Here is a 23,005-nt window from a genome sequence, read left to right as displayed (position 1 = left end):
ATGAAAGTATATTTTAGTGCCACAACTAACGGCTTTTATCCTGAGCAGATGCGGGCCGATTATGAGCAACAACAGTGCTGGCCTGATGATGCGCGGGAGGTATCAATAAGCTGGTATCAGTACCTTCTGGAATCCCAGACCGGAGGCAAAGTTATCACGTCAAACGAATATGGCCAGCCGGTACTTGCCGATCCGCCACCGCCCGACCAGGAAACGCTGAACGCGCTGGCCGCCAGTAAAAAGACCGCGCTGATGAGAGCGGCAGGCGATGCGATTGCCCCGCTTCAGGATGCAGTAACTCTGGGCCTGGCAACCGATGAAGAAAAGATGCGGTTAACTGAGTGGCTACAGTACCGCGTGCTGCTTAACCGCATTGATGCCAGCGCCGCGCCGGATATCACATGGCCGGAGGCGCCTGGCGATGTGGCGTGAAGCAAAACTGGCGTTCTCTGATGCGTTTTCCGCGCTGGACTGCGCCATCGTTCCGGCGCATCCGTGGATTTACGGGGTTGGCCAGCAGACCGAAAACGGGGCTTATCTGAGTCCGGCCAATGCCGTGGCGTATCTGGCCGGAAGGCTGGCGAGTGCGGCGGATGTGCAGGATGTGGTGATTTTTCTCATTACCGGCCAGACGCAGGATGATTTTATTCAGCGTCTCGATGCGCTGACAGAGGTTTTTCCGGCGCCCGCTTTTACGCAGGTGAGCCGCCTGGCGCGTTCGGCGGCGGAGCTTGCCACGGTACGGATGCAGCTGCCTGCGCGCAGTGGCGGCGGCCTTCCCGCTGCGCTGCCGCTTTCTGTGCCAACAAGCCGGGCGGTAATGAACGCCAGAGCCGTGGCCAGCGCCCAGGCACAGGCCAGCGCCGGTGTTGATATGGCCGGAATGAAAGCCGCGCTTGCCGGGTTCGCCGCCGAGCGCGCCGGGCTGCTTTCACAGCTGGCTGACGGGCTCAAACAGTTAACCGGCAAGAGCGCCCGCGCCTGGGTTTTTACGGCGAAGGGTGACGCGGCGACGCGCACGCGCACGCTCATGCAGGATATACCGCAGCCTTTTGCCGTACACAGCGCGGCCATCATGCTGGCCGGTGACAATCTCGACGGAATTAAGGGAATGATCCATGACATCAACGATCATGCTGGCGCTTAACGGCGAAGCCATACCGCTTAAAAACATGCGCGTGACGGTCAGCCAGCAGTTTCAGGACAAAGACCAGAGCGGGCAGACCAGCGCCACCACAAAAGCCGAGCAGGGCGCAAAAGGCAAAGAGCTGCGCGTGGTGGGCGAAGTGCCGTTTAAGCAAATCAGCACGCTGTCACGCATTTTCGCCCTGGCGAACGCCACGGATGCGGGCGGCAAGCGGCAGGTTTACCGCGTGGCCAATGAGGTGGCTCGCGCCGTTAATCTGCGAGAAGCCACGTTTACCGGCACAGTGGACGCGCCGCCGCAGGATGGCCGCATGAGCTGGCTGGTCACGTTCACTCTGACCGAACATCTTAGCGTTCAGGAAAAACGTGAAGCGCGGGCGGCGTCCAGAACGGCCAGCAAAACGCAGAAGGCTGGCGCCGGTGGCGGCGCAGCCAGCCAGGCCAGCGCCGGAGAGGATGCGGAAACGCTGTCATGGTTTGAAAGTAAGGTGCTTAAACCTGTCAATGATGCGCTGGGGTAACGATGAAGCCTGTTAAACGTCTGTACCTGTCCACGGATGAGGTGCATCTGGTTGATGTGAATATGACGCTTGAGCTGAACAGCTGCGGGCGGGGGTTTATCACAGCGGAAACCGACACGGACTACACCGGAAAACTGGTGCGGCTTGATGTGGGTTACAGCGATTTATTGCTGCGCTGGTTTACCGGCTACGTGGAGCGCTCGCAGCCCGCCGAAAAGGGCTTCCAGCGCCTCTTTGTGCGCGAGCTGGTCGGCGTGTTCGAACGCAGCTGGCCCTGTTCGTTCCAGCATCCCACGCTGAAAGAAATCGCCAGCTGGATGACGGAGCACAGCGGCATTACGGTAACGGTGCCGGATGCCGCCTACCGCGACACGCCGATCCCGCATTTCACCCATTCCGGCAGCGGGTTCCAGCTGCTGGATAATCTGGGCCGCGCTTTTGGCGTGAATGATTACGTCTGGTATCAACTGCCGGATGGCTCTTTGTATCTGGGCGGCGCGGAAAAGGCGCTGTTTGCCGGGCGGCCCGTTGAAATTCCGGCAGACTTTAACCAGGGCGCTGCCGGTGGCAACAGCATGACCATTCCCCTGGTGCAGACCCTGCGCCCCGGTGCGGAAGTGAACGGCCAGCGGGTGACGAAAGTTAATCTGTCCGGCGACAGCATGACCATCACGTGGACGCCGCGCGACAGGAAAACCGGCAGGCCGCTACAGAAAACCCCGGCGCAGCGCCAGATTGAGGCGCATTATCCAGAGCTGGCATCCGGGCTGCATCTGCCGAAATTCGCGCGGGTGGTGGCGCACAGCGAGCCGGTGAGCAGCGGGAATTTTTCCGATCCGTTCCGCCCGCGCTACGCCGTTGACGTGCAGCTGCTTGACGCAGACGGTAAGCCGGACGGTAACACGCCGGTGTATTCCGCCGTGCCGCTGCCGGTGCCGATGGCCGGTAATGATTCGGGGATGTTCCAGTTTCCGCCCGAAGGCACGCTGGTAGAGGTGGGCTTTACCGGCGGGCGCGCGGATAAGCCGTTTGTACGTCAGACCGTGCCGGATGGCACAAGCCTGCCGGACGTAAAGCCGGGTGAGCAGCTGCAACAGCAGCGGGAGGAAGTTTCCCAGCGTGTCACGCAGGCCGGTGACTGGGTGCGGAAAACTGACCAGACCATCAGTGAAACATCAATGAGCCGCGAAGTGACCGCAGACCGGGAGCGCCGCGAGCTGGTCAGCCGTGAAACCACGGTAAAAGCCACGGATAAAACCACGGTACTGGGTACCGTCAGCCTGTTGGCCGGAGCCGTTCAGCACGTGGCCACCGGCGATTACGCCATCGCGGCCAGCGGCAAATTTCTGGCCCGCGTGGAAGGCGATGCCGAAGCTGAAATTGACGGCCAGCAGAAAACGCACGTGAAGGGCGGCATCGAGACGCAGACCGATGGCGCACTTACCGAGAAAATCGCGCAGCTGCGTAAAAGCATCGCCGCGGGCGGCCAGCAAATCATGGGGCCAACGGTACACATCGGCAGCGAAGGCGTTAACACGCTGCAGATGATGCTGGATACCATAGACCTGCTGGCACAGCTGGCCAGCCAGTGCGCCAGCCATTCACACCCTGGCACCGGCGGGCCGACCACTGCCGCCGCGTTCAGCCAGACGGCGGCGGAGGCGGCACAGACCCGCAGCCGGTATGAAAATATAATTGCCTGATTTGTGAACATCTGCCTGCTCAAAGAGGTGTAACAGAGCGTCGGTGCTACACTGAGTAGTCTAAGTTTTAAGCAAATCTAATGCGTTCAGGTATCGTTAAGGAGATCCCTATGAAACTGACCGATGCCGAAAAGGTGTCTTTGACATTGCTGACTGAGATACATCGCTCATTAAAATTATATGAAGAGGGTATTGACTCAACACTGATAAGTAATGCCATAGATACCGGAAACGAGTGGGCTATTACGTGGAAATATGGAAGCTATCTTGGGTTTAATGACAGAGAAATACCTGACGAAGTTAAAGAGGTCAGCAATATACTTGAAATGTGGTCCTTTATTGAGGAAGGCGTAGCGGCTTTAGACGCCAGTGAACGACAGATACTTGAGGAAAAAGCGGCCCCGTATGGTAGAAACCCTGTCTTTAGCGGATTTGATGGAAATAATGAGGCCCGGTTACAGAGTATTGCGAGTTTTCTTTCCAATGAGTTAGGTGTATATGAACGGTTCGCTGGGCGTAGCTTCTACTCACCGTCGCCACGTATGCCCATTTATCAGCGTATGTATGTAATTTTCGAGGCATGGCTTAAAAACTATCCGGACCGGAATCTTAATCTTGATGAGTTGGTTAAGATACTTAATGCAAGACAGTCCCAATAAGTTACAGGCCCGCCAGTGTGCGGGTTTTTTTATGCCCGACATTAACCGATCCAGAACGCCGCACAGCGCCCGCAGCGCGTAAACCACGCACCGCCACCCCTGAAATAGATCCCGCCCGCCTCGTTGCGCTGACGCAGCCATAGCCCCACAAAAAAAACGTTCGCAGACAAAAACGGCACTACACCGCACCCGCCTGCAAGTTTTGGATCGCAAAATTTTTTCAGTTTTGTTTTTTTACAAACGACATGGTCAGACCGCGCCAGCGCTGGCGCATTGCCAGAAAAGCGAAACTGAAATGATTGAAAATAATTTCAGTGTTTTTCATTTTTTTGGATCGCTGATGGATCTGCCTGAAAATTCATGCGCATGTTTTAATTGGATTTTTTTGATTTTACGTCAGAGGAAGGGAGCTTCGGCCGCAATGGCAGACGGCACGTTATATAGAGAAAAGCCAGACGCGGCAGGGCATGTACAGTAACTTCCACCTCCGGCAGAACTGAAAAAATGTTCATTAAACATTGCACTGCTGATTTCCATTTTCCAGGAATCATCCGAAAGGTTAAGCCGTTCAGATGGTAAGAATATGCTGTTTTGATAACCTTCCACTACCGCATATTTCGTGAGATGGGTTTTATGGATGCAAAACTGATAGCGAAGGGAATTGTTGACGGGCTCGCAGCTTTTCCGGAAGGGCTTTATTTAACCGCCGTGAGGACAGTTGAAGGGTCAGGTGCCTTTGGGCGCGAGTTGAAAGTGCGCAATGAGTATGAAACCGAGCGATTTATGCGGGCATTCAAAGACCTCGCATCAAATGAAGAGCCGGTTAGAAGACTGGTTACGATGGTGATAACTGATTTCTATCAGAAATTAGATGATGCAGGTAAGAAAGCGATCAACGATAAGCTGCATTACTCAGATGCAAAGCTGGGTAGCCGTATGGGGGCTCAGGCATTTGTCTCGCAATACATTGCTAAACGCATAATAAATAGGGTGAAAATGGGAAAGGTCATGACGCGTGTCACTCGCGTAGCGTCAGCCTTCACGCTCAACATTGTTATGATACAAGGCATGATTGAAGAGGCTGCCAGAGCATCCCGAAGGATGAAAACCAAATATCCGATTACCTATTACAAAGTTGTCTACATGAATTTAGATATGGTTTATTTTCTGGTCGAAAGTGAACTTGAACCCTATCTGATATATATCGAAAGCCACCCAGTTCAGTGTAAAGGTATTGAAAATGAAATGTGCAAACTCCTCGCGAAATAATGTTTTTAAATCTGTGAGGAATCATGCGGCAAACATGGTCGAGGCGGTTACAACCTGCCTTTGCGCTTTCGCGGCTTTTGGTTGTCTGTTTATAGTAGATGGTTGGCTGATGAAGCTGGCCGGGTTCGTCGGCTTTTTTGCGTTGGCTTATCTAATCGCTTGGCTTGTCGATCTGGTGAAGACAGAGCGCCCGGAATAGCACTGGAATATCGTTGGATGGAGGCAAACTAACTCTGTGTCGCCATTTTGTCGCCTTTGATTGCAAAGCAATCTGACAAGCTGCTGTTTTGTAAAGATTAATTTTAGTGGCAATAAAAAACCCATTATCGTTGATACTCAAGGGGAAAGTGCTACACGTTGGCAAAACTCAAAGTCTGCTACCCCTATGGCATTTTTTCCTTTTTCGAAACTATCAGATATGCGGTTTATGGCGTACCCATCACCTTTAAACTCACTTATGATCTTTGCGTATGATAATACTTTTTCATAAGGTGTTAATTGTGTAGAGGAGCCTAAAGAGCATGAATTAAAGCTTGCTTTGATAAGCCTGATGCCTTTGTCTTGCGCAGTCTCATTTTTGAGTGCTTTATCTTTTATAAATTTGTCAGCTTTTCTCATCATATCGATATCCCAGCAGACTCCCGTTCCTTTTGGGCCGCTATCTTCACTTTCAGCGAATCCATGTTCATTAATACTATAATTACACTCAACCCCTTGTTTGTTGTAAATTTTAAAGGTTACAGCATGGGAGCAGACACTTAGTGGCGATAAAGCAAGCAGGAGCAAGGACTGATTCAAAAATGTGCGCATACCCTTCAAAGTTCCCTTGTGTTGGATTACAAACGCCTTAGAGCATCTCCAACATAAGTTAGGTCAAATGGCGATGTCTATAGCTCGTTGATAGTGGTGGACGCAAAGTGGTCTTGGGCAAAGAAAAAGGGGCTACGCTTGCGCGTAACCCCTTGTTTTATTTGGTGGAGCTGGCGGGAGTTGAACCCGCGTCCGAAATTCCTACATCCTCGGTACTACATGCTTAGTCCAGTCTTTACATTCGCCTGGCAGCTGCGGACGGACACGCCACTACCAGACTAGCCTGATTAGTTTTAACGCTTCAACCCCAGGCAGGGTATCCACGCGATCTCTTTTGGGTTTGACCTCTCTTGATCCCCGTCCTAAGAGCGGAGGCTAGGGAGAGAGGGCTCTAAGCAGGTTATTAAGCTGCTAAAGCGTAGTTTTCGTCGTTTGCGACTATTTTTTTGCGGCTTTTTACGAGGCCAACCGCCCCTCGGCATGCACCTTGGGTTTCGCGAATCCCGTCGAATCCAGAATCAGCCCCAAAAGTGTAACGCTAAGTATAACAGAGTTTACCCACGCGTGACCAGTCCATATCGTTTCGCCTGCTGACTGCTTGTTTTTTGTGCTTTTAGGTTGCCAGCAAAGCAGTTGCAGAAAAGTGAGACATCTTTCACAACTCTACCGTTTCGCTTCGTTATATCCCCAGAAAATACCCCCTGAATTCCTGGGAAATAAATCGAATCAAAAAATAGAATATATTTTTACGCTTCTTTAAGAATCGGGTGATTAATTCATTTTTGATGATTTTAAAATTCATTAATAACGCCTGAGTCGCATTTTAAATTTCCGTGACTTAACGACAAAATAACGCCGGGTAGACCACGCCGCATTATTGTGCAAGCACTCTTTTTTTTATGTTTTTTTTGCCAAACGGCACCGCGTTGCTTATACATTTTGTTAAGTATTTGTACACATAAACCGCTTCGTTTTACATCAACTTATTGTTTTTATTGGTTTAACAAATATTTCAACACATTTCGGGACATCGACTCTCCCCAGCGCCGCCCTGTTCGGTAAGGGGTAACCCATAAGTGTCTATTAATGGACGCTTGTGCCGCGCAGCGTGCTTCCCCAGTCAGAGGAAATGAAGAATGGCCGTTCAAAATAGTCTTTCGCCTACCGTGGATATTCTCAACCAGAATACCGGAGATGTCGTTAACCATTATTCACAGAGTGCGGACCGGGTGGTGAATTTATCCCAGACCAGCATTGTGCGAATAAATGCTTCTCCCGAAACGGTTAATTTTTATGAACGGCAGGGAAACGACCTGATTGTCCATATGAAAGACGGGACAACGGTGCGCTACCAGAACTTCTTCCAGCTTGATGCTGAAGGTCAGCACAGCGAACTCATTTTCGAAGACGACAACGGCGTGCACCACGCGCTGTTTCCTTTTGCCTCCGAGCCCGGCCCGGCGGTCGCCGAGGCGATTGTGCCGACGATGGCGGAAACCTCCCTCGGCGCGCTGACGGGTGCGGAAGGGCTGACCACCCTGGAAGTGCTGGGCGGGATCGCGGCAGTCGGGGCTATCGCGGGCGTCGCGATTGCAGCCAGCGACAGCGGCGGCGGTGGGGGCGGCGGCAACGATAACAACAACGGCGGCGGCGACAACGGGGGCGGGGATAACGGCGGTGGTGACAATGGCGGTGGCGAAACGCCAGATCCGGCGGCAATCGACCTCGATCCGTTCACCGAGGATAACGTGCTTAACGCCAGCGAAGTGCTGCAAAACCAGGTGCTGAGCGGCGTCGTGGATGTCGCTAACGCGGGGCGCACCATCACCGTCACGCTGGGCGGCCAGACCTACACTGGCGTTATCGGTGCCGACGGCACCTGGAGCGTGACGCTTCCTGCAAGCGTACTGCAAACGCTGCCGCAGGGGCTGAACACAATCACCGTATCGCTGGTGGACGTTAACGGCAACACGGTGAACCAGACGGTCGATATTAACGTCGACACCGTGGCTCCCACGTTACAGCTGACGCCGTTTACCGACGGGGTGCTCGGCGGCGAGCAGACCGCAACCGATCAGATCCTGCGCGGCTCCACGGGAGTCGCGGAAGAGGGGCAAATCGTCACCATCACGCTGAACGGGAAAACCTACACCGCCGTTGTGGAAGCCGATGGCCGCTGGCAGGCGGCCATTCCGGCGGCAGATCTTCAGGCGTTGCAGGACGGGCAGCAGTACGTGCTTGGCGTCAGCATTACCGATCTTGCGGGCAACACCACCACCAGCGAAACCCGGTTTACCGTTAATTTCGACCAGCCGGCGCTGGCGGTGGATCCGCTGACGGCGGATAACGCCCTGAATGGCGCTGAGCTCGGCATCGATCAGGTGCTGAGCGGCTCGACGCAGAATATCGCGGCGGGCACGGTAGTGACGGTCACGCTCAATGGCCAGAACTATTATGCTACGGTCGGGGGCGACGGCACCTGGCAGGTGACCCTCCCGAGTGGTGACCTCCAGGCGCTCGCCAACGGCAACGCCACGCTCAGTGTCAGCGTACCGAACGGCACCGGCGCGCCGCTTACCGTGACGGACACTATCCCGGTCGATCGCACCGTGCCGTCGGTCTCGATTGCCATTCTCTCCACAGACGACTACCTCAACGCGGCGGAAGCCACGCAGCCGCTGGAAATTCGCGGTATCACCACCGTGACCGGGCCAGGCGCGCAGGTGACGGTCACATTTAACGACAAAACCTACACCGCCGTGCTCGACAGCGCGGGCAACTGGAGCGTGCTGATTCCGGCGGCCGACCTGGCCTCGCTGCCGGATGGCCCGCGCACCGTGACGGCGACCGTCACCGCCGGGCAGACCAGCGCCACCGCCGACCGCGTGATTAACGTCGCGATTAACGATCTGCCGGAGCCGACCATCACCACGCCGTTTGGCGACGGCGCGCTGAACGCCGCCGACCTGCAGCAGAATCAGACGCTCACCGGCAACACCGGCGTCAGCGGTAGCGGCCAGACGGTCACCGTACAGCTCGGCAACCAGACCTATACCACGACAGCAGGCGCTGACGGCGGCTGGAGCGTCACCGCACCGGCCTCGCAGCTGCAAACGCTGCCGACCGGGCAGACGCCGGTTGTGGTCACGGTCACGGACGGTGCGGGCAACAGCGCCAGCAGCAATACCACCGTTACCGTTGACACCACGCCGCCCACGCTCTCGCTCTACACCCTGACCGACGACGGCAAGCTGAACGCCCAGGAGCTGACGACCGATCAGGTGCTCTCCGGCAACAGTTCGGAGGCAGGGCAAACCGTTACGGTTACGCTCAACGGCCAGACTTACACCACGACGACCGGCAGCGACGGCAACTGGCAGATAACGCTACCGGCGGCCGATCTTGGCGCGCTGTCACCCGGTGCAAACCCGGTTGTGGTGACGACCACCGACGCCGCGGGCAATACCACGACGGTGACCGACGCCATCGATGTGAAAACCGCGCAGCCATCTGTCACCGTCACGCCGTTTACCGGTGACAATGTGCTGGACGCGGCGGAAATCAAAACCGCGCAGCCCCTGCAGGGCAGCGTGGCCAACGCCGAGCCGGGCAGCCTGGTCGCCGTGACCATCGGCGCGTGGAGCGCCACGGCGACGGTGGATGCGGCAGGCAACTGGCGCGTCGATGTGCCTGCCGTCGTGTTGCAGGGGCTGGCGAACGGCGATAACGCCATTCAGGTGAGCGTCACGGATACCTGGAACCAGACGCAGACGATTCAGGCGCCGATTACGGTCGATACCGCGGCGTCCGGCGTCGCCATCAGCATCATCGCCGACGACGATTTTATTAACCGCGCCGAAGCGGATTCCCCGTTAACCATTCGCGGCACCAGCGCCGGGCTGGCGGCCAACACCGAAATCACCGTCACGCTCAACGGCATCACCTACACCGCAACCGTCGACGCCAGCGGCAACTGGCAAACCACCGTTCCGGCCGCAGATCTGCAACAGCTCCCCGATGGCAGCTATGAAGTGACCGCCACCGCGCAGGCGGGCGGCGTCAGCGACAGCCATACGCTCACGGTTATCATCAACAACCTGCCGGATGTGACGGTGGACCCGCTGTTTACCGACGGCACGCTGAGCCAGGCGGAAGCGGGTGTGAACCAGACGCTCACCGGCACCACCGGCAGCACCGGCGCGGGCCAGACCATCACCATCACGCTGAACGGCCAGGCCTATCAGGGCACTGTCGACGTCAACGGAAACTGGTCGGTGACGCTGCCGTCCGGCGCGCTGGACTCGCTCACCGGCAATGACTCCCCTGTGCCGCTGCAAATCGTGGTACGCGACGCGGCGGGCAACAGCCAGACCTCGACGGTCGATTTCACCGTCGATGTCGACGCGCCGACGCTGACGCTCAATCCGTTCGCGCAGGATGACGCGCTGAATATCACCGAAGCGGGCCAGGCGCAGCCGTTCTCGGGCGTCGCCGCCGGGGCCGCGCAGGGCGACAGTATCGTCGTGACGCTGAACGGCAAAACCTACAACACCACCGTGACCGGCGCGAACGGCGAATGGACGGTGGATATTCCGGCGGCGGATCTGCAGGCGCTGCCGAACGGCCAGGCGCAGTTTAGCGTCACGGTCACCGACGCGGCGGGCAACACCGCCACCGCCTCGCGCCCGATAACTGTCGCGGTCGACCCGGCGCGCGCGCCGCTGCTGACTATCGATCCGGTGGGCGGCGACGGCGTTATCGACGCCGGGGAACGCGCCACCGGGGTAACGCTTCGCGGCACCGCTACCAACGTCACCGCCGGCCAGACCGTCACGGTGACGCTTGGCGACGATACGTTCACCGGCGTCGTGGATTCAGCGGGTCGCTGGCAGGTGGATCTGCCCGCCAGCGCCTTAACGGGCCTGACTAACGGCGATTACACTTTGACGGTTGGCGCGAGCGACGCGGCGGGCAACAGCGTAAGCCTCGATCGCGGCTTTAGCGTCGATACCGACATCAGCGCGCTGACGGTTACGCCGGTAACCGGTGATAACCGCGTCTCGCTGAACGATATCGCCGATGGCCTGGTGCTGAGTGGCACCAGCGTGAACTTCGCGCCGCAAACGACGCTAACCATCACGCTCAACGGCAAACAGTACACCGCGGCCACCGACGCCGACGGCGGCTGGAGCGTCACCGTACCGCGCGCGGATGCGATCGCCATCGGCGACGGCACCGCAACGCTGACGGTCTCCGGCACCGATGAAAACGGCGCGGTCGTCTCCGGCAACCAGAGCTTTACCATTATCACCACCGCGCTGCCGGAAGTGACGCTCAACACGCCATTTACCGACGGTATTATCAGCGCTGCGGAAGTGAGCGCAGGCGGCACGCTGAGCGGCGCTACCGGCGTTAATGGCGCGGGGCAAACCGTCACCGTTCAGCTTGGCGACGACACCTACACCGCCGTGGTGGACAGCAGCGGCAACTGGTCGGTCACGCTGCCGCCCGCCGCGCTGCAGGGCCTTAACGAAGGCGAGACGCCGCTGGTCGTGACCGCGACTGACGCCGCCGGGAACCAGAACACCTCGACAAGCACGGTGACGGTCGATCTCACCGCGCCGGTGCTGAGCGTTAACGACATCACCGCCGATAACATCATCAACGCTACCGAAGCCGCACAGCCGCTGACCATTAGCGGCAGCGCGACGCCGTACGATCCGCAGAACCCGCAAACGGTGCTGGTGCAGATTGGCGGCCAAAGCTACAGCGCGCTGGTGCAAAGCGACGGCAGCTGGAGCGTGACGCTGCCTGCGGGCGCGCTCGCGAGCCTGCCGGACGGCCCGGTCAGCGTCATCGCCACGGTGAGTGACGCGGCGGGCAACACCAGCAGCGAAAGAGTGTCGCTGACGCTCGATGCCTCGGCGGCTAACGCGCCGCTGGTGACGGTGAATACCGTGGCGACGGATAATTTCATCAACGCCGCCGAAGCGCAGTCGCCGCTGCAAATCACCGGCACCACCACCCGCGTCGAGTCGGGCCAGACCGTGACCGTCACCCTCAACGGGCAGACGTATACCGGCGAGGTTCAGGCGAACGGCACCTGGACCGTGACGGTCCCGACCACCGCGCTGGCGCAGGTCGCGGATGGTCAGCAGATCGTGGGCGTTACCGTTACTGACCAGTCGGGCAACCAGGCGTTTGTTCAGTATCCGGTGAACTTCGCCGCCCAGCCTGGCTCACAGCCACAGGTGGCGCTGAACCCGATCGCGGGCGATGACATCATCAATAGCCAGGAGAGCGGCCAGCCGCTGGATATCACCGGCACCTCGTCGAATCTCGCGCCGGGCACTATCGTCAGCGTGGTCTTTAATAACGTCACCTACACCGGCACCACTGATGCCAACGGCCTGTGGAGCGTGACGGTGCCGGCGTCGGCGCTCGCCGGGCTTGCCGATGACGGTTATACCGTCACGGTCACCGCCAGCGACGCGGCGCAAAACACGGCGACCGACACCAGCACGGTGACGGTGGATACCTCACTGCCCGCAACCGGCATCAACCCCGGCAGCTTCCTGGATGACGGGATCCTGAACGTCAGTGAATCACTGACCGAGCAGACGCTCGGCGGCACCACGACGGCAGGATCGACGGTGGAATTAACGGTCGGCGACCAGACCTATCAGACGGTGGCGGGTAACGACGGCAACTGGAGTATTACTATTCCGGCTGCGCAACTGCAGGCGCTGGAGAATGGCCCGCAGGAACTGACGCTCACGGTGACCGACCCGACCGGCAACCGCGACAGCCAGCCGCTGCCGGTTACCGTTGGTAATGACACCACGCCGACCGTCGCGCTCGGCACGATTTTCACCGACGGCCTGATTAACCTGAGCGAAATCCAGAACGGCGGCGTTATCAGCGGCACCTCGACGGGGCTTGCCGTCAATACGCCGATTGTGGTCACCGTGGGCGGCGTGACGCTGAATGGCGTCATCGGCGCGGGCGGCGCATGGCAGATTAATGTCGGCCCCGACCAGCTGACGGCGCTGCAAAACGGCCAGTACACGCTCTCCGTCAGCGCGCAGGATCAGTTCGGCAACCCGGCGAGCGCGGGCGCGTCGGTGGAGGTGTTGCGCACGCCGCCGACCGCCGCCGTGCCGGATCTGCTCTTTGGCGATGGCATTATCAACCAGAGTGAGGCGGCGCTCGGCCAGCAGGTTACCGGCAATACCGGCCTGACCGGCGCGGGCCAGACGGTGCAGATAAGCATCGATGGCGGCGCGGCACTTACCGGCACGGTCGATAACAACGGCAACTGGACGGTGGCGCTGACGCCGGCGCAGTTGGGCGCGCTGGCCGATGGCAATCACACTATGACGGTCACCGTTTCGGATCGCGCAGGCAATACCGTCACCAGCCCGGAGGCGACGTTTACCGTTTACGCCGACCCGCTGCCGACCCCAGCGCTGACGGAGCCGTTTACCGACGGCATCCTGAACGCCGCCGAAGCCGGCGCGGGTAGCGCGCTTAGCGGCGCTACCGGCCTGCCTGCCGGGCGTATCGACACCGTGATGGTGAGCGTCAATAACGGCACGATGGTGGAGGCGACCGTCGATGCGAACGGCAACTGGTCGCTGCCGTTGACGCCTGCGCAGCTCGGCGCGCTGCCGGACGGCACCATTGCGGTCACCGTCGTGGTCACCGATACGGCGGGCAATACCAGCACGCTCACCGACAGCTTCGAATCACGCATTAACAACATTCCGGACGCGACTATCAACACGCCGTTTATCGATGGCGCGCTGAACAACGCCGAGGCGGGCGCCGCCCAGACGATCACTGGCTCCACCGGCGTGAGCGGGGCGGGCCAGACGGTAGCGATTGTGCTGAACGGCAACACCTACACCGGCACGGTGCTGGAGAACGGCGACTGGTCAGTCTCGCTGCCGCCTGCCGCGTTCACCGATCTGACGCCGGGCAGCACGCAGGATTTCACGGTCAACGTGCGTGACGCCTTCGGCAATACCGACAGCCAGCCGGGGTCGTTCGCGGTGCAAACCCAACTGCCTGCGCCGACGGTGACCACGCTGTTTGGCGATGACACCATCCTGAACATCAGCGAGGCCAGTGCGCCGCTGACGCTTACCGGCACCACCGGTATTACCGGCTCTAACCAGTATGTTTCAGTCACGATCGACGTGAACGGCACGACCTATGTGGCCAATGTCGACAACGCGGGCAACTGGACGCTGCCTCTGCCCGCGGGCGCGCTGGCGGGGCTGTCGCCTGGCGACCATACGCTGACCATCATCGCGCAGGATAACTTCGGCAACACCCAGCCCATCGAGGTACCGTTCCAGGCGGCGCTGACGCCGCCTGCGGTGGCGGTCACCCAGCCGCTGTTCGGCGACGGTTATGTGAATATCAACGAAGCGGGCGCGGCGGGCGCTATCAGCGGCACGCTGACCAGCGATATCCCGGCGGGCAGTGAGATTACCGTCACCATCGGTAACCAGACCTTCGGGCCCGATCGCGTGACCATCACCGGCAATACCTGGACGCTGAACCTGAGCGCGGCGGACTGGGCAAACGTGCCGAACGGCCTGCAGGCGGTGAGCGTGAGCCTGGTGGATGGCGCGGGCAACACCGCCGTGACCACCGCGCCGCTCTACGTGTCGCTCGCCGCGCCTACGCTCACCATCGACGCGCCGTTTGGCGGCGACGGGCTGAGCGGGGCGGAGAGCCAGCAGGCGCAGACCATTACCGGTACCGTGACTAACGTCGAGCCGGGGCAGACCATTACTGTCACCCTGGCGGGCCAGAGCTTTACCACCACGGTACTGAACGGTAACACCTGGTCGCTTCAGCTCTCCCCGGCGCAACTGGCGACGCTCGCCAACGGCGCTCAGGAGATTAGCGCTACGGTCACCGACCGGGCAGGCAACGTAGCGACCGCGCCTGCGACGCCGGTATCGGTGGACACCACGCCGCCGCCGGTGGCGGTCAGCATTAACCCGGTCACGGGCGATAACATCATTAACGCGGGCGAACTGGGCGATACGGTGGCGCTGAGCGGCACCACGCTTGGCGATGTCTCCACCGTGACCGTGACCATTAACGGCGCGACGGTCGGTACGGCGACGGTACAGCCGGACGGCAGCTGGTCGCTGGATGTTCCTGCCACGCAGTTCCCGGATCAAGGCAACTACACCGTGGTGGCGACGACCGATGGCGGTACGCCAGCCACCACAACCGTGACCGTCGCGCTCGATACAGTGCCGCCGGTCGTGACCGTGGGCGCGATTGCGGGCGATGACATTATCGACGCGACCGAAGCCAGCCAGCCACTGGTGCTGAGCGGCACCGCCAGCACTTCGGAGGCGGGTCGTCAGGTCACGGTTACCTTTAACGGCGAAACTTACTACGCCGTGGTCGGCGCGGACGGCGCGTGGAGCGTCAGCGTGCCGCAAAGCGCGGTCTCCGGGCTGGCGGACGGCGACTATACCGTCACCGCCACGCTTACCGACGCGGCGGGGAACACGGATACCGACAGCCGCACCGTTACTCTGAACGCCGACGGGCCGCTGCTGACGGTAGACGCCGCGGGCGTGCCTGCGGTGCTCAACACCGTTAACGCGGCGGGCGGGCTGCTGTTACAGGGGACCGGCGAGCCGGGCCAGACGGTCACGCTGCGGATCGGGCCATTGACGCAAACAGCAGTGGTGGATCAGGACGGCAACTGGAATTACACCTTCCCGCAGGTCGATCTCAACACGCTCACCGACGGCGCACAGGTGATAAACATCACTTCTACTGACGCGCAGGGCAACACCTCCACCAACAACGTGGCGCTCAATGTCGCGCTCAACAAAGGACTGGGCGTGCTGGTGGATGACCTGTTCGGCGGGGACGGCATCCTGAACGTGGCGGAATCGCTGGTGACCCAGACATTGACCGGTCAACTGAGCGGCGACTATCGCGGCGCGACAGTGACCGCGACGCTGGTGGGCACCGATATCAACGTGCCGCTGGACGTGCTGGTAGGCGGCGACGGGCGCATCTCCGTTGATTTCCCGCCGAGCCTCTGGCAGGGCATCGTCGATAACACGCTTGCGGTACAGCTCAACGTCACCGACGCTTTCGGCAACGTGCGTAATGAAATCATCGACATTAACCTGGCGCTGACGGACGTACCGGTCATCAGCCAGGTGCTGGTGGGCGGCGACAACCTGATTAACGTCGCGGACAGCACGGTTAACCAGACCATCAGCGGCGTGGTCAGCAATGCGGAAAATGTCTCGTCGGTTATCGTTAATATCGCCGGTCAGCGCCTGACGGCGGTGGTGGACGACGCCGGTCGCTGGACCGCGACGCTGCCCTCCACGCTACTCGCAGGGCTGCCTGACGGTCAGGTCGCGTTGCAGGTCGTGGTCACCGATAACGCAGGCAACGTCAACACTACGGGCGCAAGTTTCAACGTCGCTATCAACAACCTGCCGACGATTAACATCGGCTCGCTGTTCGGCGACGGCACGCTGAGTATCCCTGAGCTGTTGCAGGGCGCGCTCAGCGGCACCGCCACCGGGCTTGCGGGGCAGACGCTGACGATCCAGATTGGCAGCACGCCCGCCTTTACGGCCACGGTCGGCCCGAACGGCGTCTGGAGCGTGAACCTGCCGGGCGCGGTACAGAGCGCGCTCACCGGGATCGCCACCGGCAACCAGACCGTGACCGTTACGGCCACGGATACCAACGGCAATACCGCCTCCACCAGCGGCTCGCTGAGGCTGGATCTGCTGGCCCCGACGCTCAGCTCGCTGTCGGTCTTCGGCGACGGCCTGCTGAACGCTACCGAGGCGCTGACGAGCCAGACGATTTCCGGCGTTGTGACCAACGCGACGGCGGGCTCGACGGTGAGCGTGGCGCTTGGCGCGCGCACCTTTAACGGCACGGTGGGCAGCGACGGGCGCTTCAGTATTCAGCTGAACCCGACCGATCTCGCCTCGCTGGCCGAAGGCTCGCTGACCCCGCGCGTGACCATCACAACGCCTGACGGCAACACCACGACGGTGAATGGCGCGCCGGTGGTCGTTGGGATCACCTCACTGCCGACGGTCGCTATTACTACGCTCTTTGGCGGCGACGGCTGGCTGAACGCGGCGGAGGCGAACGCCGGGCAGGTCATTAGCGGCACCAGTAACCTTGCGAACGGCACCGTCACGGTGAATGTCGGCGGCAGTGCCTTTACGGCGACCATCAATAACGGCGCCTGGTCGGTGAATGTCCCAGCCACGACGCTCAAAGGTATCCAGGACGGCACGCTGACGGTGAGCGCCAGCGTGACGGACCCGGTCGGCAATGTGGCGACCGGCTCGCAGGTGGTGAGCGCGATTGTTCAGGCGCTGCCGCAGGTGGTGGTGAACCCTGTCTTTGGCGACGGCCTTCTGAGCTTAAGCGATCTGCTGAGTCCGCAGCTTATCAGCGGCACCGCCACTAACCTGGCGGCGGGCAGCGCGCTAACCGTGACGCTCGGCGCGCTGACGTTTAACACCACAGTACGCGCCGACGGCACCTGGCAGGTATCGGTACCGACGACCTCGCTGCAAGGGCTCGCCGACGGCCCGCTGAATGTGACCGTGACGGCGCGCGATACGGCGGGCAACACCGCCAGCGCCAATGGCGGGCTGAATGTCAGCATCGGCGCGCTGCCGACGCTCGCCATCACCTCGCTGTTTGGCGATAACGGCCTCAACGCTACCGACATTCTGAGCGCCCAGACCATCACCGGCACCAGCACCAATGCCGTAGGGTCGCAGGTCAGGGTGTCGCTTGGCGGTAAAAGCTACGTCACGACCGTCGGCAACGACGGCACCTGGCAGCTCTCGGTGCCGAAGACCGATCTCAGCGGTCTGCTGGACGGCACGCTGACGGTCAACGCCAGCGTCACCAACCCGGCGGGCAACAGCACCAGCACCAGCGGTTTGCTGAATGTGGTAACCCATTCGCTGCCGACCGTGTCGCTCACCTCGCTGTTCGGCAACGACGGTTATCTGAACGTCAGCGAAGCGGGCAGCGGCCAGACGCTGAGCGGCAAGATCAGCGGCGTGACCGATGGCGCGACGGTGAAGGTGACGCTCGGCGCCAACACCTATAACGCGGCCGTGGCCAGCGACGGCACCTGGACGCTGCCGGTGACCAACACCATTCTGCAGGGCCTGAGTAACGGCGCGCTGAAAGTCGGCGTCTCGGTGACGGATAAAGTCGGCAACGTCAACAGCACCAGCAGCGACGTGACGGTGAAACTCACCACCCCGACGCTCTCCTTTACGCCGCTGGCAAGCCTTAACCCGCTCGCGCTGCTCTCTACGGGCCTGACGCTGCGCGGTGGCTCGACCAACCTGGCGCCGGGCTCGGTCGTGCATCTTTCGTTGCTGAACGGGACGGTGAACACCACGGCCATTACCGACAGCAACGGTAACTGGTCGGCCAACCTCGGGCTGGGGCTCAATATTCTGCAACTGCTGTCGCTCTCCAGCGTGCTGAATATTTACGCCACGGATGCGGCGGGCAACACCGGCTACCTGAACGTCGGCCTCGGCGGGCAGATTATCTCCACCACGCCGCCTGCCACCTTCGCCGCCGCGAGCGTTGAGCATGAGGCGGCGCTGTTCGCGCTCTCTGATGAAAACAGCCAGACCGCCACGCAGAGCGACACTCAGCAGACCACAGCGACAGCGAAAACCGCGACAGTGGCGGTCACGGCGGAGGAGAACAGCGCCACGGCGGAGGATACGGCAAGCGCGACAGGCGGTTACACCATCGGCGGGGTCAGCATCGATCTCGCCGATGGCACCAGCCAGAGTGGCGAGTCACTGCAGGGCAGTAGTGGCAGCGACACCATTCACCTCGCGACGCTCGGTTTCGCATCACTGGATGGCGGCGCGGGCACCGATACGCTGGTGATTGACGGCGTCAATATGAAGCTCGATCTCACGGCGCTCGACGGCCAGATCAAGCACATCGAGATTTTCGATCTCGGTAAGTCCGGCACTAACAGCCTGACGCTGGATCTTCATCAGGCCCTGACCTTAACCGACAAGCCGGAAGACGATCTGATCGTCAAGGGCGTCGACGGGGACCGGGTCAATCTGGTGAAAGGCGGCAGCGACATCTGGGAAGTGAGCGGGCAGCGGGAAGTGGACGGCGTGCAGTTCGACGTCTGGCATAACAGTTCACAGACCAACACGCTGGGAGATGTGCTTATCCAGCACGGCTTGCACGTCAATATGGTCTGACAACGCCACGGCGCCTCAGGGAAGAGGTGCCAGCGTCATTTTAACAATATCACCGGCCGCAAAGACGGCGTTATTAAGGTGGAAACAGGATGCACAACAATACAATGCGCTACAGGCGGCTGGCATTGATGCTGGCGACCGTCCTGATGAGTTTTCCCGCTGTTTCCCAGGAGGAATTTACCTGGCAGACCGCCCCGAGCGAGCAGTTGCAGGCGCAGCTCACTATTAAAGAAGCCATTCTGCGCGCCTTCGCGCGTAACCCGAAAATCGCCCAGGCGGCGGCGCAGATCCGGGTGGGCAAAGCCAATCTGGAAGAGGCGCAAAGCGCCTGGTTTCCGCAAATCTCCCTTCAGGGCAACGTCGGGCGTAACCATCGCACCGACTCCTCAGGCTCACTCAACAGTAACGCCGCAGGCGGCGTGAACCTCAAACAGCTGATTTACGACTTCGGCAAAACCGGCGGCAGCATCGACGAGCAGGAGAATCTCTCCGAAGCCTACCGGTTTCAGCTTTACGACACGCTGAATCAGGTCGGGATGCAGACGCTACAGGCGTATTTGCAGGTGCGCCGTTATCAGAGCCTCGCCGAGGCCGCGGTGCGTAATCTTGCGTCGTTGCGCGCCGTGCAGAATATGGCGGATTTACGCTCAGAGGCCGGGCTCAGTACCCAGTCGGACGTGTTGCAGGCGCAGAGCCGTATCGCCGGGATGAACGCGACGCTTGAGCAGTATCGCGCCCAGGCGCGTTCGGCGCAGGCGGCGTTAAGCGTGCTGACCGGCGTGGTGGCCGACACGCTGCCCGATCTCCCGGAAGATTTATTGCGCCAGCCCATTACGCTGAAATCGCTGCCGTACGAGCAGACCAACGCGGTGCGCGCCGCGCAGGCCAAACAGCTCGCCGCCGAACAGCGCATTCGTCAGGCGCAGGCGCAGCACTGGCCGACGGTCTCGGTGCAGGCCGGACGCACGCGCTACCAGAACGACAACGCGAATTACTGGGACGACCAGGTGCAACTGGTGGTGGACGCGCCGGTCTATCAGGGCGGGGCGGTCAGCGCCCGCGTGGACGCCGCCGAAGGCGATCGCGCCAGCGCCCGTGCGGATGTCGAGGCGAGCAAGCTTGAGATCAACCAGAAAGCCGCTACCGCCTGGGCCGACCTCACCGGCGCCCAGCAGCGCCAGCGGGCCGGTGAACAGCAGATAGCCAGCGCCGGACATGCCCGCGAGGTCTACCGCGATGAATACCGGCTCAGCAAGCGCAGCCTCAACGACCTGCTCAGCATCGAACAGGATGTGTTTCAGGCCGACACGCTCGCCATTACCGCCCGCTACGACGCCTGGGATGCGGCGGTCCGCTACGCGGCGGCAGTGGATAATTTGCTCGATATGCTCGGCATTGAACGCGCCCGGATGACCGGCGATACCCTGCCGTCGCTCTGAGCGCGGCATTTTGAGGAGTAGTGATGTCCCAGATCCCTGATACCGAAAGCTGGATCCGCGCCATGACCCGCGCGGCGGGGCGTTTCGGGCTCCCCGCCGACGCTCCGGCGGTGCGCCAGCAGATGCGCTGGTTTGAAAATCTGCCGCTGGCGCCGCGGCTCGACCGGCTCGCGGCGCTGATGGGCTTACAGGTGCGCCTGACGCCGCTGAAAAGTATGCGCTGGAACAGCCAGACCCTGCCGGTGATTGTTCAGCTGGAAGAGGGCGGCCTGATGCTGCTGGAGGCCATCGACGCCGACGGCGTGGTGACCTACTGGCTGAGCGAAGGCGGCGACCTGGTGCGCGAAGAGCCGCTGGACGCGCTGCTTGAGCGCGTCAAACCGGAGGTGGCGCTGCTCGGCATCGCCGCCCGCGGGCGCGACGCGCGCATTGACGATTTTACCCGGCCTTATGAACAGCATTGGTTCTGGCGACACTTCCGCCACGCCGGACGCAAGCTTGCCGAGATCTCGCTCGCCTCGGTGCTCGGCAACGTGCTGGCGCTGGGGGGCATTCTCTTTTCGATGCAGGTCTATGACCGCGTCATCCCGGCGGAGTCCTTCCCGACGCTGTGGGTGCTGTTTTTCGGCGTGCTGCTGGCGGCGCTGTTTGAGTTTTTTATTCGTCTCGCCCGCACCCATGTCTCGGACATTATGGGCAAGCATATCGATCTCAACGTCTCGTCGCTGTTTTACGCCCGCGCGATGGCGATTAAAAACGACGAGCGGCCGAAATCCACCGGATCGTTTATCTCGCAGCTGCGCGAAATCGATCAGGTGCGCGAGCTGCTGACCTCCACTACCGTTGGCGCGGCGATGGATATCCCGTTTGTATTGCTCTTTTTAGGGATCATGGCGCTGGTGGGCGGACAGCTGGTGGCGATCCCGCTTATCGCGATCCCGCTGATTGTGATCCCAGGTCTTCTGATCCAGTGGCCGATGGCGAAACTCGCCAAAGAGGGGATGCGCGAGAGCGCGATCCGCAACGCGGTGCTGGTGGAGTCGATCGAGGGCGTGGAAGATATCAAAGCGTTGCAGGCGGAGCCCTATTTTCAGCGCCAGTGGGAGCATACCCATAGCGTCGGGGCGGGCATCGGTATGAAGCAGCGCGTCTGGGGCGCGCGCTTAAGCGGCTGGGCGTCCACGGTGCAGCAGATAACCTACGCGGGCATGCTGGTGTTCGGCAGCTATCTGGTCCTTGATGGACAAATCACGACCGGCACGCTGGTGGCGTGTAGCCTGCTTTCTTCGCGCACGCTGGCGCCGCTGATGCAGCTGACGATGGTGTTCTCCCGCTGGCAGCACGCCAAAACCGCCATGAGCGGACTGAACGAGCTGCTGAAAAAACCGCTTGATAAAGAGGCGGGCAGCAAGATGGCGCACTGTCCGGTGCTGGCGGGCCACTATCAGTTTCAGGATGTGCAGTACAGCTACGACAAAGAAAAGGGCGATCAGGCGCTGCTGGTCCCGTCGCTGGAGATAAAGCCCGGCGAGCGCGTGGCTATTCTCGGCAAAGTGGGCGCCGGGAAATCGACGCTGCTGAAACTGCTTTCGGGTCAGGCGCAGGCCAGCAAGGGCAAGGTGATTATCGACGGCGTCGATCTGGCGCACATCGACCCGATGGATGTACGTCGTCAGGTGGGGTATTTGTCGCAGGAGTCGCGGCTGTTCTTCGGCACGCTGCGCCAGAACCTGATGCTCGGCCACCCCAACGCCACCGATGCCGAGCTGTTGCAGGCGCTGCGTATCAGCGGCGCGCTCTCGATGGTTCAGCATGACGCGGCGAGCCTCGACCGGCTGATTAACGAAGGCGGGCGTGGGCTCTCCGGCGGCCAGCGCCAGATGGTACTGCTGAGCCGTCTGCTGGTGCGTAACCCGCAAATTGTGCTGCTGGACGAACCTACCGCGTCGATGGATGAACAGCTTGAGGCGCATGTGATTCGCCAGCTTCACCAGTGGCTCACCGGTCGCACGCTGGTGCTGGTGACCCACCGCCCGGCGCTGCTGTCGCTGGTCGATCGCGTGGTGGTGATGGAGAACGGCAAAGTGGTGGCGGACGGCCCGCGCGACGCCGTTTTGCAAAAGGCGCAGCGCAACAGCAACGTGGCCTCGGTGGCGTAAG

11 protein-coding genes and 1 other RNA gene are annotated in these 23,005 nt (G+C 60.6%); 10 read left to right on the top strand and 2 right to left on the bottom strand.

Features of this window, described 5'->3' with window-relative positions:
• From AFK67_RS15680 to AFK67_RS15655, 7 genes are all read left to right on the top strand, one after another.
• On the top strand, window positions 1–432 hold the full coding sequence (locus tag AFK67_RS15680) for a tail fiber assembly protein (RefSeq protein ID WP_032966270.1): 432 nt from the start codon (window positions 1–3) through the stop codon (window positions 430–432).
• The gene (locus AFK67_RS15675) at window positions 422–1,147 is read left to right on the top strand and encodes a hypothetical protein (RefSeq protein WP_007710789.1); all 726 of its coding nucleotides are present in this window, start codon (window positions 422–424) and stop codon (window positions 1,145–1,147) included. Before AFK67_RS15680 ends, AFK67_RS15675 begins: the two co-directional genes overlap by 11 nt.
• Window positions 1,119–1,667 (top strand): baseplate complex protein, encoded by a 549-nt coding sequence (locus AFK67_RS15670; protein ID WP_032966269.1) that lies wholly within the window; start codon window positions 1,119–1,121, stop codon window positions 1,665–1,667. Before AFK67_RS15675 ends, AFK67_RS15670 begins: the two co-directional genes overlap by 29 nt.
• Before the next feature lie 2 nt (window positions 1,668–1,669).
• Window positions 1,670–3,370: a hypothetical protein gene (locus AFK67_RS15665; protein ID WP_038884354.1), complete on the top strand. Its 1,701-nt coding sequence runs from the start codon at window positions 1,670–1,672 to the stop codon at window positions 3,368–3,370.
• Between the two features lie 110 nt (window positions 3,371–3,480).
• The gene (locus tag AFK67_RS15660) at window positions 3,481–4,029 is read left to right on the top strand and encodes a YfbU family protein (RefSeq protein WP_032967442.1); all 549 of its coding nucleotides are present in this window, start codon (window positions 3,481–3,483) and stop codon (window positions 4,027–4,029) included.
• Window positions 4,030–4,231: 202 nt separating this feature from the next.
• Complete coding sequence (locus AFK67_RS22620) at window positions 4,232–4,507, top strand: hypothetical protein (protein ID WP_164474027.1); 276 nt, start codon at window positions 4,232–4,234, stop codon at window positions 4,505–4,507.
• A gap of 155 nt (window positions 4,508–4,662) precedes the next feature.
• Window positions 4,663–5,298 (top strand): Ssp6 family T6SS pore-forming effector, encoded by a 636-nt coding sequence (locus AFK67_RS15655; RefSeq protein WP_134792936.1) that lies wholly within the window; start codon window positions 4,663–4,665, stop codon window positions 5,296–5,298.
• 336 nt (window positions 5,299–5,634) lie between these two features.
• Here AFK67_RS15655 and AFK67_RS22950 read toward each other — a convergent pair whose 3' ends face one another.
• Together AFK67_RS22950 and ssrA are read right to left on the bottom strand one after the other, a co-directional pair.
• On the bottom strand, window positions 5,635–6,108 hold the full coding sequence (locus AFK67_RS22950; RefSeq protein WP_134792935.1) for a hypothetical protein: 474 nt from the start codon (window positions 6,106–6,108) through the stop codon (window positions 5,635–5,637).
• Between the two features lie 162 nt (window positions 6,109–6,270).
• Window positions 6,271–6,634: a transfer-messenger RNA gene (ssrA, locus tag AFK67_RS22190) on the bottom strand.
• 610 nt (window positions 6,635–7,244) lie between these two features.
• Here ssrA and AFK67_RS15640 point away from each other — a divergent pair.
• From AFK67_RS15640 to AFK67_RS15630, 3 genes are all read left to right on the top strand, one after another.
• Complete coding sequence (locus AFK67_RS15640) at window positions 7,245–19,406, top strand: Ig-like domain-containing protein (RefSeq protein ID WP_038884352.1); 12,162 nt, start codon at window positions 7,245–7,247, stop codon at window positions 19,404–19,406.
• An 89-nt stretch (window positions 19,407–19,495) separates the two neighbouring features.
• Window positions 19,496–20,845, top strand: coding sequence for a TolC family outer membrane protein (locus AFK67_RS15635; protein ID WP_007726992.1), 1,350 nt, complete (start codon window positions 19,496–19,498; stop codon window positions 20,843–20,845).
• Between the two features lie 23 nt (window positions 20,846–20,868).
• A complete protein-coding gene (locus AFK67_RS15630; protein WP_007726990.1) occupies window positions 20,869–23,004 on the top strand; it encodes a type I secretion system permease/ATPase in 2,136 nt (711 codons plus the stop codon).
• Window position 23,005 lies beyond the last annotated feature (1 nt).

This window comes from Cronobacter dublinensis subsp. dublinensis LMG 23823, assembly GCF_001277235.1.
GTDB classification, from domain to species: Bacteria; Pseudomonadota; Gammaproteobacteria; order Enterobacterales; family Enterobacteriaceae; genus Cronobacter; species Cronobacter dublinensis.
This window is presented reverse-complemented; position numbering and strand designations above follow the sequence as displayed.

Coding starts and splice junctions, on each gene's coding strand:
- AFK67_RS15655 (WP_134792936.1), top strand. CDS start 4,663: ATGGATGCAAAACTGATAGCGAAGGGAATTGTTGACGGGCTCGCAGCT.
- AFK67_RS15680 (WP_032966270.1), top strand. CDS start 1: ATGAAAGTATATTTTAGTGCCACAACTAACGGCTTTTATCCTGAGCAG.
- AFK67_RS15640 (WP_038884352.1), top strand. CDS start 7,245: ATGGCCGTTCAAAATAGTCTTTCGCCTACCGTGGATATTCTCAACCAG.
- AFK67_RS15670 (WP_032966269.1), top strand. CDS start 1,119: ATGACATCAACGATCATGCTGGCGCTTAACGGCGAAGCCATACCGCTT.
- AFK67_RS15630 (WP_007726990.1), top strand. CDS start 20,869: ATGTCCCAGATCCCTGATACCGAAAGCTGGATCCGCGCCATGACCCGC.
- AFK67_RS15665 (WP_038884354.1), top strand. CDS start 1,670: ATGAAGCCTGTTAAACGTCTGTACCTGTCCACGGATGAGGTGCATCTG.
- AFK67_RS22950 (WP_134792935.1), bottom strand. CDS start 6,108: ATGCGCACATTTTTGAATCAGTCCTTGCTCCTGCTTGCTTTATCGCCA.
- AFK67_RS15675 (WP_007710789.1), top strand. CDS start 422: ATGTGGCGTGAAGCAAAACTGGCGTTCTCTGATGCGTTTTCCGCGCTG.
- AFK67_RS15660 (WP_032967442.1), top strand. CDS start 3,481: ATGAAACTGACCGATGCCGAAAAGGTGTCTTTGACATTGCTGACTGAG.
- AFK67_RS15635 (WP_007726992.1), top strand. CDS start 19,496: ATGCACAACAATACAATGCGCTACAGGCGGCTGGCATTGATGCTGGCG.